Annotated in this window: 12 protein-coding genes and 1 pseudogene; 8 read left to right on the top strand and 5 right to left on the bottom strand. The window is 53.9% G+C overall.

The window, feature by feature from the left end:
• Positions 1 to 3 precede the first annotated feature (3 nt).
• The 8 genes and pseudogenes from ABGT65_RS04550 to ABGT65_RS04515 all read left to right on the top strand — a co-directional run bounded on the left by ABGT65_RS04550 (position 4) and on the right by ABGT65_RS04515 (position 8721).
• Entirely contained in the window at positions 4 to 1242 is a 1239-nt protein-coding gene (locus tag ABGT65_RS04550; RefSeq protein WP_346700077.1) for a hypothetical protein, read from the top strand.
• Positions 1243 to 1655: 413 nt separating this feature from the next.
• Positions 1656 to 3059 carry a site-specific integrase gene (locus ABGT65_RS04545; RefSeq protein WP_346700075.1) on the top strand — a complete coding sequence of 468 codons (1404 nt, stop codon included), beginning with the start codon at positions 1656 to 1658 and terminating at the stop codon, positions 3057 to 3059.
• 36 nt (positions 3060 to 3095) lie between these two features.
• Positions 3096 to 3848, top strand: a complete 753-nt coding sequence (locus ABGT65_RS04540; protein WP_346700073.1) for a hypothetical protein — start codon at positions 3096 to 3098, stop codon at positions 3846 to 3848.
• A 220-nt stretch (positions 3849 to 4068) separates the two neighbouring features.
• Positions 4069 to 4374 (top strand): helix-turn-helix domain-containing protein, encoded by a 306-nt coding sequence (locus ABGT65_RS04535; protein WP_087260500.1) that lies wholly within the window; start codon positions 4069 to 4071, stop codon positions 4372 to 4374.
• A pseudogene (locus ABGT65_RS04530) lies at positions 4364 to 5653 on the top strand (DUF5906 domain-containing protein). The gene ABGT65_RS04535 and the pseudogene ABGT65_RS04530 overlap by 11 nt, the downstream one beginning before the upstream one ends.
• A gap of 181 nt (positions 5654 to 5834) precedes the next feature.
• Entirely contained in the window at positions 5835 to 6866 is a 1032-nt protein-coding gene (locus ABGT65_RS04525) for a toprim domain-containing protein (protein WP_346700071.1), read from the top strand.
• A 103-nt stretch (positions 6867 to 6969) separates the two neighbouring features.
• Positions 6970 to 7926: a plasmid mobilization protein gene (locus tag ABGT65_RS04520; protein ID WP_346700069.1), complete on the top strand. Its 957-nt coding sequence runs from the start codon at positions 6970 to 6972 to the stop codon at positions 7924 to 7926.
• Between the two features lie 24 nt (positions 7927 to 7950).
• Positions 7951 to 8721: a hypothetical protein gene (locus tag ABGT65_RS04515; protein WP_346700067.1), complete on the top strand. Its 771-nt coding sequence runs from the start codon at positions 7951 to 7953 to the stop codon at positions 8719 to 8721.
• Between the two features lie 28 nt (positions 8722 to 8749).
• Here ABGT65_RS04515 and ABGT65_RS04510 read toward each other — a convergent pair whose 3' ends face one another.
• The 5 genes from ABGT65_RS04510 to ABGT65_RS04490 form a co-directional block, all read right to left on the bottom strand.
• Entirely contained in the window at positions 8750 to 9517 is a 768-nt protein-coding gene (locus ABGT65_RS04510) for an endonuclease/exonuclease/phosphatase family protein (RefSeq protein WP_087259927.1), read from the bottom strand.
• Between the two features lie 5 nt (positions 9518 to 9522).
• The gene (locus tag ABGT65_RS04505) at positions 9523 to 10890 is read right to left on the bottom strand and encodes an MFS transporter (protein WP_087260495.1); all 1368 of its coding nucleotides are present in this window, start codon (positions 10888 to 10890) and stop codon (positions 9523 to 9525) included.
• A gap of 68 nt (positions 10891 to 10958) precedes the next feature.
• On the bottom strand, positions 10959 to 13214 hold the full coding sequence (locus ABGT65_RS04500; protein ID WP_346700065.1) for a DUF5689 domain-containing protein: 2256 nt from the start codon (positions 13212 to 13214) through the stop codon (positions 10959 to 10961).
• 25 nt (positions 13215 to 13239) lie between these two features.
• Entirely contained in the window at positions 13240 to 14100 is an 861-nt protein-coding gene (locus ABGT65_RS04495) for an endonuclease/exonuclease/phosphatase family protein (RefSeq protein WP_346700063.1), read from the bottom strand.
• Positions 14101 to 14141: 41 nt separating this feature from the next.
• Complete coding sequence (locus ABGT65_RS04490; protein ID WP_346700061.1) at positions 14142 to 15899, bottom strand: RagB/SusD family nutrient uptake outer membrane protein; 1758 nt, start codon at positions 15897 to 15899, stop codon at positions 14142 to 14144.

Genomic DNA, 15899 nt, shown 5'->3' with positions numbered 1-15899 from the left:
GTGATGAAAACGAACTGGAAATTTCTGGCAGCGGCAGTTCTTGCCTGCTCGATGATGTCGGTGTCTTGCGACAACGGAAACGACGACACGCCCGATCCGGGGTTGAGCGGCGATCTCGCCGCGGGGACGACCCTTACGGGCAACATTACCGCCGATGCGACGCTTACCGAAGGCGCAAACTACAAATTGAGCGGCGGTTTGCATGTCAAGGCGGGAGCCACGTTGCGCATCGAGCCGGGAGTCCAACTGGAGGCTGTCTACGATGAGATCCCCGACTACATCCTTATCGAACAGGGTGCCAGGATCGACGCGCAGGGTACGGTTTCGAACCCCATTGTGATGACCTCCGAGTTGAAGGAGGCCGGAGCCTGGGGCGGCATCCACATCTGCGGACGTGCACATACGAATGCCGGTACGGGAGTTCTGTCGGAGATCGGCAACGCCCCTTATGGTGGCAGTGACGATGCCGACAATTCGGGAACGCTGCGATATATCCGTCTCGAATATACGGGTTTTACCCTTGACGAGGAGCACGAGGCCAATGGTGTTTCGTTCTACGGTGTGGGCAATGGTACGACGGTCGAATACCTGCAGGCTTACAAGGGCTCGGACGATGGCTTCGAGTTCTTCGGAGGCTCGGTCAATGTGAAGCACCTGGTTGTAACGAGCTGTTCCGACGATTCGTTCGACTGGACCGAAGGATGGGACGGCAAGGGTCAGTTCCTGGTGGCTTACCAGGAGGCGGAGTCGACGCTCGGTTACGACTGCGACTGCCTGATGGAGTGCGATAACAACGGGAACAATGCGGCGGCTACTCCCGTAGCGCATCCTGTGCTGGCAAACGTAACGCTTGTGGGCAACGACTCCGAAACGGGCACGCATGGTGTGCGGCTGCGTGCCGGTACCGAAGTGGAACTCTACAATGCCATTGTGACGGGCAAGGCGAAGTGCATTACCGTGGAGACCACGGAGACGGAGAACTCCTTCTCGAAGGCGCAGAATCCTTCCAAACTGGAATACGTCTCGATGAGCACGGTGCTCGATTCGAAAGAGGGCATCTATACGAACGACGACTTTATCGCTGCTGCCGGGAATGCGGTCGATTATGTGAATGCACTGACCGGCCAATATGTCGGAACGATCAGTGGCGGCAAGACGCTCACCGACAGTTTCTTTACGGCTGCGGCCTACAAGGGGGCGGTCCCTGCGGACAACGACTGGACGGCCGGCTGGACAAAGTAGGTACGTTTTTCTGCCGAATCATGACGACCGGGCAGCCTTTGAGGCGGCCCGGTCGTTTGTTTCTGACTCTTCCGGGAGGAGCCCGTAAAACAGGTTAACGGCCGCCCGGTCCTTGTCAATATTTATTGTGATGCGGACAGATGCGGCCCGGATAATAACAAACCGCGTCAAACTTTCGTTTAACGCGGTTTCCAGTGCCCAGGACAGGAATCAATTCGTGCAAAAAGATGCGAATGGTTGGATTTTAGATTATTTTATAACTATTTGCTTTATAGTGTTTTAAATTCATACGAGTAAATATTGACCTTTTCCATTTTAGGTGTTTTCCGTAAATGCGGACACGGTGCGGACATGAAAGTATTGCTGTATTCGAATATAAATCATACCTTATGTAGAGCATAAAATGAGGATGTATGGCAAAAGTTACATATGTTTTGGTGCAAGGGGAGAACAGTGCGGGAGAATCGCAAGTTAATTTCCGTGTCTATGTTTCCCGCGAATTGCGTGTACGTGTACCGTCGGGCATCTGGATCGACCGCAAACGTTGGGGCAAGAAGAACGACATCAATATTCCGAATATACCGGGCGAGGAGCGGAACGCTCTGCTGTCCAAGCGGGCGAAACTGAAAGAGCTGGTCGACGTGATCGAGCATACGATTGAGGCAACCGATGATAAATCGACCGTTACGCGGGAGTGGCTTGAAAAGTTGATTCGTCGGACGTTGCGCCCGAAGGCAACCAATCCCGTTGAGGAGAAGAAACGCGACTTTTTCTCGTTGACGGAGGAGTACCTTGCGGCTCACAAACTGTCCGAGTCCCGGGTCAAACATTTCAAGGTGCTGGTGCGGACGCTGAAGCGCTATGAACTGTATCGCAGACTGTCGAGCCGTCGTTTTGTGTTGGACGTACATACCGTTACGCCGATGACGCTCGATGATTTCGGATCGTTCCTGATGAAAGAGCCCGAGATCTTCGACGAGCATCCGGAGCTGTACGACGAAGTCCCGTATGCGCGGCCGAAAGTGAGGAAGAATCTGCCGATGAAGCGCGCTCCGTACCTTAATGCTGCGGGCGAACTGGTGATTCCGGGACGACCGAAGGAGCGCGGTATGAACTACGTTTCGGATATGTTGATTCGGCTGCGGTCTTTCTATGTCTGGTTGAATGACAGCGGATTCACCACCAACGATCCGTTCAAGCAGTATAAAATCGCGGAGATCGTTTACGGCACTCCGGTCTATATTACGACCGAGGAACGTAAACAGTTGGCCGAGGCGGACATGGGGGATGACAAGCAGCTGGAGACGCAACGCGATATCTTTGTCTTTCAGTGCATGATCGGCTGCCGGGTGAGCGACCTTTACAAGATGACCTATGCCAATATCATCGGGGACTGCATTGAATATGTTCCCCGCAAAACCCGCGACGACCGGGTGGTGACGGTCTCGGTGCCGTTGATCGATGCGGCGAAGGCGTTGATCCGTAAATATTTGGATGAAACCCGAGGGACGTTGTTCCCGTTTATCTCGGAGCAGAAATACAATGTTTATATCAAGGCGGCGTTTCGCAAAGCGGGCCTTACGCGTAAGGTGACGACGATCGACCAACGGACGCGGCAGAATATCCAGGTTCCGATCTGCGACCTCGCATCGTCGCACATGGCACGCCGGACATTCATAGGGAATGTCTATAAAAGCGTGAAGGATCCGGCGATCGTGGGGGCGATGTCGGGGCATAAGGACGGCAGTAGAGCCTTTGCCCGTTATCGCGATATTGATATGGATATCAAACGCGAGGCTGTGAGCGCGTTGGAATAAATCGTATATTTGTAAAAGAACAGAATCAAGGCTGCGATGAATTCCGATCAATATTTTCATCGAGGGCTTCGTTTGATTGTGGCGAGTGTCCTTGTCTTTTTTCTTATTGTGTTGTTCTGCGTCATGGTTTCGCGGGGCTTCCCATTCTGGATGGCGCTTGTGTTGCTTGTTCCCGCGGGGCTTTGCGTGGCAGGACTCTACTATTTCAGTATAGGTACTTCGGCGGATCTCTCGGAGCTTTTCTTCCGCCGTTTTCGTTGTGAGTGGCCCAAATCGGATGAGATTTCTATCGTGGAAGAGAAGCCGGAACCCGCAGTCGAGGTGACTGATGAAAAGAGCTTGGATCCGACCGTCGCGATATCCGATGTGATTCCCGGCGATCCGGCCCCGGAGACACAAATTCTCGAAAATGCACTTTCAACGGTCTACATCTATACAGATCAAATCCTGGGTGAAGCCCTTGATGAGTCGAATCGGTTGATTTTACGGCGTCGGCTGCTTTATTTGGCCTGCATGGCAGCGATTCCGGCGTCGGTCCCTCAGGTCCGGCTCCGGGGCGATCGGATCGGTTACGGGGATTTGTGCCACTATGGATGGAATGTGTGGAATGCCTTCAAGGGGGCGCGCAACCAGTTTTATGACCAGAGCGAATTGGCCGAGTGGTTGAATTTGGGATTCGAATCGTTGGGCAAATACAATACGAAGACCTTGCGGGCCAAACTCCGGGCGACGGATGGCGGTTACGGTATCCGTTTAGTGGATAATCTGAAGGAGCATATCCAACAATAGGAGCGGAATTTTTCTGTCGATATTCCCTATTCCCTGCACCGATGAGGTGCAGGGATTTTTTTGTTTGGCTTGTATGCGATTGCAATAGCTTGAAAAATAGCTCTTTCTGAAATTGTTTTCCGGTGCAACGGCGGTGATTTGATTGCAAAAACAGGTGCAGGGGAAGCACCAGCTATATTCGCTGCCGAACCTGCTGTTGGGTTCGATAAAAGATCGAGTTATGGACCTGAAACAATTGTATGAAATGGGCGGTGACGTGCATGTCACCGTCCGTCTGGAGGATCTCCGGCAATGGCATCGGGAGTTGACTGCCGTCGCCCCGTCACCCTTGGTCTCGCCAGCCTTGCCGCAAACGGGCGAATTGTACACGCGCAAGCAGACCATTGCCTTGTTGGGTGTCGACTCCTCTACGCTTTGGCGCTGGGCAAAGAGCGGCTATCTTGTTCCCGTGGAGTATGGCGGGCAGCGTCGTTATCGTGTGGCGGATGTGCAACAAATCCTGAAAGGAGGCCGCCATGACCGCTAAACGGAAGGAGACCGGCGCGGCCTATCTTCGCGTGGGGACAACCATCTACAAACGGGTTCAGCAGCCGCTGAGCAGCGGCCGGAGCATCGAGACCCTCCTGGCGTGGAATGTCGAGACCCTGCGCCAGGATTTCGGGAAGGATTACCTGGCACGTATCCCGAAGTACGATGGATTCTGCACGGTTCCCGACCATACGAACTACCGGCGGGAGATCCACGGTTTCCTGAACCGCTACGAACCGATTCCCTTCCAGCCGGCCGAAGGGGATTTTCCGCACATCCGCGACTTTCTGTCGCACATCTTCGGCGAGCAGATCGAGATGGGGTATGACTATCTGCAACTGCTCTACCTGCGGCCCCTGCAGCGTCTGCCTGTTCTGCTGCTGGTCTCCAGCGAGCGCAATACGGGCAAGACCACCTTTCTGAATCTTCTGAAACTGATCTTCGGCGGGAATGTCACCTTCAATACCAACGAGGATTTGGCTGTGCCTTCCTCCTTCGCACCTCGGTAATTCGAATAAATTCGATTACTCTCGGTTTGGCGTCGGTTCCGCTCGCAGTTCAACGACGACTGGGCGGGCAAGCTGCTGATCTGTGTGGACGAGGTGCTGCTCAACCGCCGCGAAGACTCCGAACGGATCAAGAACCTCTCGACGGCCCGCAGCTACAAGGCCGAGGCAAAGGGGCGCGACCGCCGGGAGGTGGAGTTCTTCGGAAAGTTCGTGCTGTGCTCCAACAACGAACGCAATCCCGTGCTGATCGAGGCGGCGGAGACCCGCTACTGGGTGCGGCGTATCCCGCCGTTGACGCACGATGATCAGCAGCTGCTTGCCCGGATGCAGACTGAAATCCCGGGACTGCTGTTCTTTCTGCAACAACGCACGCTCTCGACCCGGGAGGAGAGCCGCCTGTGGTTCTCCCCGCGGCTCCTGACAACGGAGGCCCTGCGGCGGATCATCCACTACAACCGCAGCAAGACCGAAACCGAAATGCTGTCGATCATCCGCGACATTATGGAGGCCGAGAACCTTGCGGAGTATCGGTTTGACGTGAGTGATATGGTCAATATGCTGGAGATACGCGGCATCCGCTCGGATCATCCCACTGTGCGGCGGATTCTTGCCGAAAATTGGCAGCTACGTCCCACACCTCCGACCTATTACCAACGCTATACGATCACCTATAACGGCGAAACGCAGCGGCAGGACAGCAAGACGGCACGGATCTATACCGTCACGCGGGAACAGCTCGGCGGATTGCTGAACGATGCAGCGATGTAAGAATGTTGAAAAAAGAAGGTAGCTTTCTTATTTTCAAATCTTACATTTCTTACAAATCCTCTTACAAAGTCTTACGGGTTCTTACGGACTTACAGCGCCGGATGCCGTGTAAGAGAGTTGTAAGACGCCAACCTTTTCTTTCACTGAATTTTAACTGTTTTCTCAACAAACTTACGGAAAAATGACTACCATACCATACAACAACCGGATTTCCATTCGTGATTTTCTCTCCCAACGAGGTATTCAGCCCAAATACGAACGCAACGGCTACGGCATGTATCTTTCACCCCTACGAGAAGAGCGCACGCCGAGTTTCAAGGTGGACTACGTGCGGAATCTCTGGTACGACTTCGGACTGGGTGAAGGCGGCACATTACTTACCCTCGTGATGCGGTTGGAGCGGTGCGACCGTTACGCCGCCATCCGTATCCTTTCGAGCGGTGAGATAAGGCAAGCCGAGTCTACTTCTCTTTCATCAGGTATTTACGAACGTCCAGCCGTCGGTGGGGTATCGCCGGTCATGCGTCTGGCTGCCGTCCCCGCGCTCCGCATCCTCTCCGATGCCCCGCTCCGTCATCCGGCACTGATCGGTTATCTCGCCTCGCGCGGCATTGCACAGAGGATTGCCGCAGGCTACTGCCGGGAGGTTCGCTACGAGGTAAACGACCGCGCCTTTTTCGCCGTCGGTTTCCGCAACGATGCAGAAGGTTGGGAGCTGCGCTCCGAGCGGTTCAAAGGCGGCTCCTCGCCCAAACATATCACCACCATCGACAACCGTTCCGATACGGTAATCGCTTTCGAGGGATTTATGGATTTCCTCGCTTATCTCTCGCTGAAACATCCCGAACGACTGCGCATCGACGCCGCGGTTCTGAACTCGGTCGTCAACCTGCCCAAAGCCGTACCGTTTCTTAGCCGGCATCCGGTGATCCACGCCTTCTTTGACAACGATGAAGCCGGGCGTAAAACGACCTCCGATCTGATCCGTCTTTGCCCCCGCAGCGAGGTAATCGACCAAAGGCATTTTTACAGCGGACACAAGGACGTAAACGACTATCTGATCGCCCGCATAAAAGGCCGAACACAAAAGCCTTCGACACAGAAGAACGCTCCCGAAACAAAGGCTGTTCAGGCTCTTCGGAATAATCTGCAAGCCCTGAAAGCGGAAACGGAGGAAATTGAACCACCGCGTCGGAAAGGGGTAAAGATTTAAGAAAGGCAAGGTTGTGTTTTCGTAGACGAAAACTCCGCCTTACCCGGTGGCCGCCGTAAAATCCCGCTGGTCTGAACAAAAAAATGCTTACACACCACTTATCATGGAAACACCGAAGAAAACATACAGCAAACAGGGCGGGCGCCCGAAAGTCGGCATCGGCCGCATCCGCAGATATGTCGTCAGCACCCGGCTCAGTCCCGAACGGAAACTCCGCTTTTCGGCCCTTTGCCGCGAGGCAGGGCAACCGCCTGCCGAAGTGCTGCGCCAGCTGATCGACCGAGGAACGGTAACGGCGCGGATCACCCGCGAACAACTGGATTTCATGGCCCAGCTGAAAGGCGTCGCCCGGAATCTGAACCAGCTGACCCGGCTGGCCAATGCCAAGGTATGCCGGGAGCTGATCGAGAAACACGGGCTATATCTCGCGCCGGGAAAGGACGACGTACAGCGGGAGCGGCTGCGCGAACCCGACAAGACCAGATACGAAATCCACGATGCGATCAAAGGCTGTCTGCCCAAATGCAAGAATTGGAACGAGTTGGAAGGTAAATTAAAGGAACAGGGCATCGGCGTTCACTACAAGTATTGCGGCTCGACCGACCGCAGGCAGGGTGTCCTCTTCTCGAAAAACGGTTTCGAGTTTTCCGGATCGAAGATCGACCGGGCATTTAGCTTTACGAAACTCGACAACCGGTTCAACCATATTCAACAACAAACCCAACACCGGGCCACGCTCTTCGGGAACCTCTCGGCGGCGGCAGGCAATTACCGTTCGGCATTTGCAGGGCTGTTCGGTGGCATGGGCGGCGGCAGTACACGCGAAGAGCCACTATCGGTAAACCTCGAAAAGGCTGGGGGTATTCCGCTGCCGCCGGCCGGTTCGCCCGTCGGAGTGTCCGCCGAGCAGTTGCAGCGCAAGCCGGGAGAAAGTCCCGAAGAGCATATAGCACGAATCACGGCGCTGCTCAACGCTGCGGCCGAGGCGATGGCAATAGCTGCGATGGAGCACCGCCGCAGACTCGAAGAACAGAAAAGAAGAGCCAAAATAAAACTGTAGCCGAATTAGAAAATCTCAAAAACCATGAACGACGAAAATAAGATCGACCTCTCGATCGAAATGTACGAAGACCTCAAGGAAACGCTTGTCAAAGCCATCAAAAACGCCAAAGCAGGCGGCGCAGGAAACGCAGGTTTGGAGAATACGCAGCTGGAACGGATCGAGCGACTGATAGAGGCCGCGGAACTTTCGCAGGAACAGATTACGCAACTGCTCGAACACCTGCAACGGTATACAGCCTTGCCCGGAATAAAAACCGAGCAGGAACGGGAGATCGTTAACAAATACGACATGCTGCTGCAACAGTTAGCTGGGAGACTGGAGGTGATCGACAAGGAGAACAGGCAGACACATACATTGATCGAGCAGGTAGGGCAAGCCGTCGAAGCAGCGGCAATGCCCGAAAACCTGCCTGTGCAGGAACACCGCCACATCTATACGCTCGATCTTAAATCCTCGAAAACATTTCTGACGATGTTCGCCATGCTGGGAGGTATTTTCCTGCAAGCCGCATTCATCTACCGAATTTCGGAGAATAATCGGCAGTTGGCTGCCAACGATCTGAAATACCGTTACGTGAAGATGTGCGGGAAAATCGGCGAAAAGGAGTTGACGGAGTTGGAAACGGTATTCCGGGATGAGCAATACACAGCCATACACGATACCGTCCGAAACCAAGTCGAACGATACGAGGAAGCCGTAAGGCATCGAGCCAAACAATTAGAGCGGGCGACCGTTAAGGAGCGCAAAGCAAAAAGACTGCTCGACGATGTGAAGAGATTAAGAGGAGAATAATGTTATTACGAATAATATTCCTACCGTGTCAGTTAAAAAAAGAGGCCAATTTGAAAGTTACCAAAACAGGATAATGATCCGAAGCTTTTGCGGCTGCATAATCTACCTCATGAGAAATTACTTCAAAAGCAGACTCGGGAGTATACATCAAATAGTCAATCGTTTTTCCACCGTCATCGTCGGTCGTCAGCTCCGAGCAAGAGTTGCCCACGTTAAACTTGGATGCCAATAATTGAATCGGAGCCTCCTCCGGTCGGGCATTCATATCTCCGCCCAAAATAATCGGGATATTGATATGCTCCGTTAAGCGAAGTATTTCTCTAATTTGCGCTATCCGCAAAGAATCATCGGCTTTGTGATCAAGATGCGTCGTGGCAAAACAGATGTCATGTCCCTGTTTACGAATCCGGACATATCCAAAAGACCTCATGTAATCTCGTCCCGGTATTCCCAATCTGAAACTACGCTCTTCCAGAATCGGGTATTTCGAGAGGATGACATTCCCATAATCTCCTCCGGAACGAATGTCGAGTGCATGGATGAAGGCATGGTATTTCAAGCCCGTCATCTCGGCCAATATGGCTGGTGTGTCGCCGGGATTTAGTTCAGTAAAACGTTCAACTTCCTGCAAAGCTACCAAATCCGGATTGTTGCGGCGAATTGCATCGGCAATAGCTTCGATTCCGGCATTACGCCCGCTATAAGTATTATAGGTCATTGTCCTCAGGACAATCTCCTTCTGAGAACAGCCGTTTGCAATTATGGCCCAAAATAGTATAAAAAGAATTTTTTTCATCTATATTACTTTTTCTTCGAAACGAAAAGTGCGAGAATGAACGACAGCGCCGAAGCCGCGATCCAGAAAATGGTGGCCGTGTCGAAATCGTAGGTCGTGACACCGTCCGTAACCGTCTTGCCCGAGTTGATGAGCCAGCCGCTGACGATGTCCTGCAACCCGGCGCCGACGTAGCTGGCCATTCCGACGATACCCAGTGCGGCACCCGTGGCCTCACGCGGTACGATGTCGATGGCCATCAGTCCGCCGAGGAAGCAGATCAGCACCCCGATGGCCATGCCGAATAACACCATGCTCAACAGGTTGACGAACATGCTGTCGCCCGAGTAGAGGAACAGGCACAGGGCGACGGTGTTCAGCACGCCGAAGCCGAAAGCCAGCACGTTGCGGCGGCCGTGGAACAGCGTGTCGGACAGCCATCCCGAAAAGACCGTTCCGACGATCCCCAGCAGGGCGTTGACCGAGATGACCTGCGTGGCCGTGGCCAGCGAATATCCCTTGACCTCTTGCAGGAACAGCACGCCCCAGCCGTTGATGGCGTAGCGCGAGACGTACATGAAGGCGCTCGACAACGCCAGCACCCAGACGAAGGGGTTGCGGATGACCGAACGCTGGAGTTCGGAGGTGGACCCGTGGTCGTGGCTTTGCTCGGGGGACTCCTCGCCGGTCAGCACCTCGATCGGAGGCAGGCCCTTCGATTCGGGGGTGTCGTGCAACAGGAAAACGATCACCAGCACGCCCAACACCCCGGCCACCGACGACCCGACGAAGCCCCACTGCCAGCCGAAGATGCCGACGACGGCCCCGACGAAGAGGAACGAAAGGAACTCGCCGAGGTTGTGGCTGGCGCTGAAGAATCCGTAGTAGGTGCCGCGCTTGCTCAGGGGATACCAGCGCGACAGGGCGATGATCGCCGGGGGCGCGCCCATCGACTGCGACCATCCGTTGACGCCCCACATCACGGCGAAGGCGATGAAAAGCGTCATATTGCCGACCATGCCCCCGCCATTGGCGAAGCCCAGCGCCCCGACCAGCAGGTTGGCGACGGCCGAAACGCACAGTCCCGCGGCCATGAAACGCTTGATGTTGCTGTGGTCGGAGAGGAATCCGTTGACGAACTTGCCGATGGCGTAGGCGAACAGCAGCGCCGAGCCGATGATGCCCAGCTGCGTGGCGTCGAGCGCCCCGCTTTCGAGGATCGGCTTCTTGACCACATTGAGGCTCGTACGGCAGACGTAATAGAGGCTGTAACCGACCGTGCCGGCGATGAAGCTCTGGAAACGGAGCTTTTTGTAGAGTTTCATGCGTGCTGCGTCGTCGCCCGTGAACGGTGCCGAAGGCGCGCTTTTGCGAAAGTAGGAAAAAATCGGCATGAATATCTGTTTATGAAAATAAGCCTGCACCGGAAAGTTGTTTCCAGTGCAGGCTTATTCGTTTTATCTTAACGCTTTACGACACATATATCATCGAGGAACCAGCGCGTAAAGCCGCCTTCGGCTGCTTCGCTCGTGAAACGCAATTGCGTGGCGGAGGTCGCTCCGTTCACCAGGAATCGGAAATCCGAGAAACTCTGATAGTTCATACCCGATATCACCTTTGAAGTTTCACCGTCGATTGTGCCGCCACCGATCACTTCGACCTTGAAGCTGGTCATATCACCCTCCTTGTCTTTGGCATCGGCCATCATCGACCCTGTCTTATAGGCCATTGCTTTCAGCGTCACCTCGATATCCGTCGCTTCGGTCAACGCCGAGAGAGCAGGAGTGGTCAACTGACCGACTTGGCAGGAAAGGGCATTGGGCAGCGTTGCCTGGAACGGTGCATGGCCGATCTGGACGTAACCCGGACGGGCACTCACGTTCTCTCCGGTCAAGCCGCCTTTTTCCGCTTCGTCCCAATCCGAAATGTCATCGCCCGAGAAGACGTTCATATTGACCAGTTTATCACTTCCCAGCAAGTAATCTACACCACCGTAGATCCGATCGAAACCTTCGGTATAAATTGCTCCGGCGGGGAAAGTCGTCACATCGGATGAAGGCCGGTCGAGTACTATCGCAGCGTGCAGACGACCTTCGCCGCCTTCCGTAGCATTCGTATCGCCGCCTATGCGGATGTCCTCTTTTTGCATGATGCGGATATAAAGCGTAGAGCCTTTTCTAAGCGTTTCGTGCAGTGTCACCGGCACAGAGAAGAAATGCGGAACGTTACGCTTGCCCGAAGGAATCAGCAAATCGCCGCATGTTTCCCATAGCGTGTTGTCGGTCGAACTTTGCACGGTATAGTTGCGCGGGGCATAATTCGATCCCGTAACGCTGCATGAAAGCCACAACGTCCCGGAAACCGTTTCTGCAATCGGATAGGTTAACAATACATAGGGATAGGGCTTTCCGGTACCCCACAGCTGGAGCGAGAAGATGTTGTCGAGCCCATCGGCATTAATCCTAAACCGCACCCCGTTGTTTTCATTACCATTCGACGAAGCCTTGCTCCTGTAAAAGGTCATCGTGACACCCGATCCGTCGTTCGGCTCCACAATCTGTTTGGCCGGCGGTGCCGAAAGGAAATTCGTCCATGTCGATCCGTCAGACATCCGCATCGTATTATAGTACATGCCATCGGCATCCGAGGTCCCTTTGGCCTTGAACGAGAAGATATATGGCAGTCGGATACCCGAAGCGGCGCCGAAACGGTTTCCCGAAAGAGCGAAATCTTCCGCGGTGACGGGCAAGAGTACCTCTTCGCCTTTCACCAGGGAGGCAATACCTGCCAGCCGGCCACTACCCGTCGGCACGGCGGCTCCGACGAACGCCGCACCCGACCATGTGTAAACCGCGTAACGTTCATTGTCTTCATCCTGGAATTCCACGCTCCCATCCATCGTAGCGGTCAACTCCGTAGCTACAACTTGCACGGTCTCTAAGGCGACGTACATCGATTCGTAGGTATTGGCAGCATAATCGGCATGGGAGATGACAACCGGACTGAGTTGCACATTCGAGGTTTCGGTCCGCACTATGGCAGCATCGGCCGCGGGTTGCAATTCGAGTATTCCGTTCTCATCGCGCGTCAGCACGGCACCCTTAACCGGAATTTCCAATTCTTCACCGAAGTCGTTCCACGAAAGCTCTTCCGTGCGGACGAGGATGCCCGAACCGGGTTCTTTGGCATCTTGTATGCCGAAAACTCCGCCAGGCAGGTTTGCTCCAATGGCAGCCGTATTGACTATTGCGCAGATCTTTTTGTCCTCCGTAATGGTATATTCGGGAGTTCCGACCGTCAGGTTCGAAGCCAACGAGCGCAGTTCAGCAATCGTCAGATAGGAGCCGTGAGCGGACTGCTTCACGAAAACCGTCAGAGTTTGCGACGGATCGTCGGTAGAGCGAATCGTCACTTCCGCGTCTCGAACAGTCGAGGTATTGGGCATAAGCGAAAGAACAATGTCGGCATTTCCCAGACCTGTTTTCGGGGAAATGGAAAGCCATTGAGCGTCTTCGTCTTCGATGACGACCTGCCAATTGCAGTTGGCTTTAAGAGCGACCGTGAAATCCGACTCCATGGCAGGGGCGGCAATCTGCGTCTTATCGGCCCGAAGCGACGCATTCGGAAGATCGACATCTTGATTTACGCATGCTGCGGCCAATACCGGTATGAAAAGCAGTGCGAAAAACCGCCGGGCATTTGAAAATATCTTGTTCATAACAACACAGTCTTTAATTGGGCATTTACTCTTTCTTGAGGTCTACGAAAACAGGCAGGTGGTCCGAGACGGTATAGACATCGATCTCCGAGAAAGTCGGAACGGCTGCTCCGAGTACTTCATAAGAAGCCTGATTGCCTGTGTAAACCAAAACGTAGTCGATGCGGGTGTTTCCCGTAGACATCGTGTAGTCATTCGAGGAGATGATTTTCCAGCTTTTGAGCAGTTCAATGAAAGCATCCGACGTCGTCCTGTTCAGATTCAGGTCTCCAGCCAGATAGACTGGCTTGTCCGACGTCTGGAAGTGTTCTGCGGCATATTCATTCAGCTCCCTGGCAGCCTCCGTACGGTTAACCTCCGATTTGTGACAGAAGTGCGTGGCGATGAAGACGAAACGCTCGAATTCGGCTACCAGAGCGATGCGGGCTTCGGTTTGAGCGGGGTTTGGCAGGGAAAGTATATCGGTCGAGAGAGGCTCTTCGCGCGAGAGAATCCCGTTGCCGTACTGCCCTCCCCGCTGGTCGATGGCACGACCGAACGTGGCATGCATTCCCGTACGTTTCGCCAGTTCCTCAATCTGCGAGACACGATGCCAAGAGGTATTTTCATCCAGTTCCTGAAGGGCAATGGCATCGGGTGCCACAAGGCTGATGACCTTGGCCGTCATGTCGTAGTGCGCCCGATCATAGTCCGGATCCTGTGTAATAGGCCCTTCGCAGCGATGAGTATTGTAGGTTGCCAGGCGCAGGGAGTTGTCCAGCCGGTCGTAACCATCGACATAAGGATTTGAACCGCCATTCCCGGAGGCAAATCCGAGATCAAAATCGGAATTGTCCCCTTCCAGATCGTGGCAGGCGGATGCACCTGCTGCCAAGCAGAATAACAAGGCTATCGTTTTCAATGTTTTCATTTCGATTCGTTTTTAGATTAAAAAGGCAGTCCGTCATTCCATCCGGGATTCTGTGAAATAGCCCCCTGCGTAAGCACCCGATCATCGGTCGGAATGGGGTAAAGATAATCGCGCTCTTCGTTCCAGGTACGTTGCTGTGTACTATGAGCCAAAACATTGCCGCTCGTTCCTCCGCTCAGAACGATATCCGTCCCTAATTTAAGGTAAAGTACGTCGGCGCTGTTTCCCGGAGCCTTCTCGGTATCGTATATGCAAACGTCAACCGACCCGTTCCCGTCAAGATCGTACTCACCCGTACCGGGAAAGTAAAGCCCTTCGATAGGCTTCTCGAAACGTTTGCCTTCTTTCCAACGCATAATGTCCCAGTAACGAAGTCCCTCCATCGGAGTTTCGAGCGTCCGCTCGCGGCGGATTTCCAGAATGACCCCCTTGTTGTCTCCGGTCACGTTGGCATATCCCGTTTCGGGTGAGGAGAGATAAGGATCAGGATTCGCATTCGCTTCTTCCATGTCGAGGTCGGGTAACCCGGCACGAGCACGCAACGGCCGGATCGTATTATCAAGGTCCGCCTGTTTCAACGTTCCCAGTTCGGCCTTGGCTTCGGCATAGTTCAGCAGCACCTCCGCCAACCGGAAAAGAGGCATATCGTTGGTCGAGGCTTTGTTTGCGTCATATTTCTCTTCGGTGAGATATTTGATAAGTTGATATCCGGTCGTCGAGCGCGAAAGGTCCGGAGCCAGTTCCTTGCTGCCGCCGATTCGTTTGTACCCCGGAGTGCGGAGTGTCTGCGCCATGCGCAAATCGCGGTTCTTGCACTCTTCGACAAATGTCTTGATAGCATAGTTCTCCTGATCCGTGTAGCGTGATCCGTCGCGCATGAGGTACATGTTGACCACGTTGCGCGTCATGCCGGGACGTCCCATCGTCGCACCCGTAAGGTGTCCGTTGACATCGTGCGTCATACCGCTGATGGCCGACGTATAGGCCCGCGCCAAAATAATCTCTGTCTCAATGGCATCCTGAGATGTGAAAAGATCCTGATAAGGCGTGCTGCCACTCGTGTAAATCGAATAAGGCCCGGTCAAGAAAGGCTCCGAAGCATTGACGCACGCCTGAAGAAACTCTTCATATCCGTCGAGCCCGTGATATTTCCGGAATGTCCCTTCGAATAACGCGATACGCGACTTCAAAGCGCGAGCCGTCCATCGGGTTACGCGGTAGACATTCTGCACCTCGGGCAGATTGGCGATGGCGAAATCCACATCCTCCATTACTTTCTCCATAACCAACTCGCGCGAATCGCGCCCTTTGTACAGTTCTTCTTCATCCGAACCCAGCGGACGGTCCACCCATGGTACATCGCCGTAGCGTTTGACCTTCTCGAAGTAGAAATAGGCCCGGAAAAAGCGGGTCAGACCCTCGTATTCAAGTCGTACGGACTCATCCTCGATTTGTGATACACGTGAAAGGAAGAAATTCATTTCACGCAACTTTTCCCAGTTCCAGTTACCGTCGGTCGGCATGGGCTTGCGCACTCCCGATATTTCGTCGGCCAGCACATCGCGCACGATAACATCGTAAGGCTCGCTATAAATACCCTCGGCGGACGGGAAGACGGTGTAGTAATTGTTTGTCCAAAGTTCGCAGTCGGTCTCCGTCTTGAAATAGGTATCCGGGGAGAGACGGTCTTTTGGCTGATAGTCGAGCATGTCCTCGCACGATATACAGGCTATAGCTGCGGAGAGGAACAACGCATTGATGATCGTATGTTTCAT

The organism is uncultured Alistipes sp., assembly GCF_963931675.1.
Taxonomy (GTDB): Bacteria; Bacteroidota; Bacteroidia; order Bacteroidales; family Rikenellaceae; genus Alistipes.
Note: the sequence above shows the minus strand (reverse complement) of the source record. Positions and strands in the feature narration are given on the sequence as shown.

Coding starts and splice junctions, on each gene's coding strand:
- ABGT65_RS04525 (WP_346700071.1), top strand. CDS start 5,835: ATGACTACCATACCATACAACAACCGGATTTCCATTCGTGATTTTCTC.
- ABGT65_RS04500 (WP_346700065.1), bottom strand. CDS start 13,214: ATGAACAAGATATTTTCAAATGCCCGGCGGTTTTTCGCACTGCTTTTC.
- ABGT65_RS04490 (WP_346700061.1), bottom strand. CDS start 15,899: ATGAAACATACGATCATCAATGCGTTGTTCCTCTCCGCAGCTATAGCC.
- ABGT65_RS04540 (WP_346700073.1), top strand. CDS start 3,096: ATGAATTCCGATCAATATTTTCATCGAGGGCTTCGTTTGATTGTGGCG.
- ABGT65_RS04535 (WP_087260500.1), top strand. CDS start 4,069: ATGGACCTGAAACAATTGTATGAAATGGGCGGTGACGTGCATGTCACC.
- ABGT65_RS04545 (WP_346700075.1), top strand. CDS start 1,656: ATGGCAAAAGTTACATATGTTTTGGTGCAAGGGGAGAACAGTGCGGGA.
- ABGT65_RS04515 (WP_346700067.1), top strand. CDS start 7,951: ATGAACGACGAAAATAAGATCGACCTCTCGATCGAAATGTACGAAGAC.
- ABGT65_RS04520 (WP_346700069.1), top strand. CDS start 6,970: ATGGAAACACCGAAGAAAACATACAGCAAACAGGGCGGGCGCCCGAAA.
- ABGT65_RS04510 (WP_087259927.1), bottom strand. CDS start 9,517: ATGAAAAAAATTCTTTTTATACTATTTTGGGCCATAATTGCAAACGGC.
- ABGT65_RS04550 (WP_346700077.1), top strand. CDS start 4: ATGAAAACGAACTGGAAATTTCTGGCAGCGGCAGTTCTTGCCTGCTCG.
- ABGT65_RS04505 (WP_087260495.1), bottom strand. CDS start 10,890: ATGCCGATTTTTTCCTACTTTCGCAAAAGCGCGCCTTCGGCACCGTTC.